The organism is Streptomyces sp. NPDC056128 (assembly GCF_042263835.1).
In the GTDB taxonomy this organism is placed as follows: Bacteria; Actinomycetota; Actinomycetes; order Streptomycetales; family Streptomycetaceae; genus Streptomyces.
On sequence record NZ_JBHJVQ010000086.1, the window covers coordinates 1 to 1681 of the forward strand.

A 1681-nucleotide genomic window follows, 5' to 3' on the forward strand; every position below is an offset into this window, starting at 1 on the left:
TTAGAGGTTGTTGTCTTTCCGAGTCTGACGACTCCGTTTTCGCTGGTCAGGGATAGGTGCGGTGTCGGTGTGGGAGTGATGGTCCGTCGTTTCGTCGCTCCCGTGGAGGTTGCGGATGCCGTCGGTTGTCGGACTGCTGGAACAGCACGAGCTTGCCGCCCGTCGTCGTGTGGACGGGCTGCGCGAGGAAGCCGACCGCATCCAGGCCGAGCTCGCAACGGCCGAGCAGGAATGGCTGGAGTGGACGATCGCCCGCGAGCGCGTTGGTGCGGTGCTGTCCGCGCCGGGCGGTGATTCAGCCGACGCGGTGGCCGTCGAACGAGCGGGCAGTGCCGGGTTGGAAGCAGGGGTGCAGGCGTCGCCGCCCGTGGCGGCGAAGGCGAAGTCGCAGGTTCCGGTGTGGCGCGAGGGGCTGGCCCGGACGGCACTGTCGGCGGACTACCAGCGCATTCTGGCCGTGCTCGCGGATCGGGTCCGTCTCGGCCAGGGCCCGCTGACCTGCCAGGAGATGACCGTCCTGTTCGGCATGGACGTGGTGCCGGCCAAGGTTGAGGCGCTGCGGTCGAAGGCGAAACGGCTGGTCTCGCGGGGCTGGCTGGCCGAGCCGGCACCGGGCCGGTTCACGCTCGCGCGGGGCGTGTGCGGGCCAGGCGGCGGGTCATGACCATGGTCATCGACCAGTAGATCATCGCCTCGGCGCTGGTAGTGCGGCGTTCGAAGTCGCGCGCCAGGCGGCGGCTTCGCATCAGGTGGGCGAAGAGACGCTCGACGATCCACCGCTTGGGCAGCACCACGAAACCGCGCGTGTCGTCGCTGCGCTTGACGATCGCCAGGACCAGGGCGAGCGCGGCCAGGCAGTGCTCGACGAGGCTGCCGGTGTAACCGCCGTCGGCCCAGACGAGTTCCAGCCGGTGGTGAGCGTCGGCCACCCGCTCGAGCAGCACCTTCGCGGCGGCGCGGTCACCGATGTCCGCTGCGGTGACCATCACACCCAGCAGCAGACCGAGGGTGTCGACGACGACGTGCCGCTTGCGCCCGTTGATCAGCTTCCCGCCGTCGAAGCCGCGGCTGTCGGCACCCACCACGGCGTCCGCTTTGACCGACTGCGAGTCGATCACCCCGGCCGTCGGCTCCGCATCCCGCCCCGCCTTCTCGCGGACTCGGCCGCGCAGCCGGTCGTGGAACTCCCTGACCAGGGCGTTCTCGCGCCATCGGCGGAAGAACGCATAGACCCGGTCCCACGGCGGGAAGTCGGCCGGCATCGCACGCCACTTGATGCCGTTGTCCACCAGGTAGCGGACAGCGTCCAATATCTGCCGGTGGCAGTACGCCTCCGGCTGCCCGCCCCGGCCACGCAGCCAGCCCGGCACCGGCAGCAGCGGCTGGACCACGGCCCACTCCGCGTCCGTCATGTCCGAGGGATACCGCCGAACACGCTCCGGGTGATCGGCCGCATTGCCGAACCGGTGGGCGACGCAATCACACGACGGTGCAGCCGAGTTGAACTCCACCGGCGCGAGCACGTACAACTGCGGCAACAGGGTCTCCTGGATCTCGGTTGGCTTCGCAACCCCGAGCTACCAAGAGGCCCTGCCTTCATGCTCGCTGTCCGCCGCGATCACCCGATCGAGACTCCCGTTCGACGCCCGCCTCTCAAGATCGGAACGACAACAGCTACTTA

The 1681-nt window shown here is 69.1% G+C and carries 2 protein-coding genes; one reads left to right on the top strand and one right to left on the bottom strand.

Going from position 1 to position 1681, the window contains the following annotated elements; genetic code table 11:
* Positions 1 to 115 precede the first annotated feature (115 nt).
* Positions 116 to 664 carry a hypothetical protein gene (locus ACFC1X_RS40720; RefSeq protein ID WP_376364812.1) on the top strand — a complete coding sequence of 183 codons (549 nt, stop codon included), beginning with the start codon at positions 116 to 118 and terminating at the stop codon, positions 662 to 664.
* Here the strand turns inward: ACFC1X_RS40720 and ACFC1X_RS40725 are convergent.
* Positions 621 to 1412 (bottom strand): IS5 family transposase, encoded by a 792-nt coding sequence (locus ACFC1X_RS40725; protein WP_376364815.1) that lies wholly within the window; start codon positions 1410 to 1412, stop codon positions 621 to 623. The two genes, ACFC1X_RS40720 and ACFC1X_RS40725, sit on opposite strands and share 44 nt — an antisense overlap.
* Between the last annotated feature and the right edge of the window lie 269 nt (positions 1413 to 1681).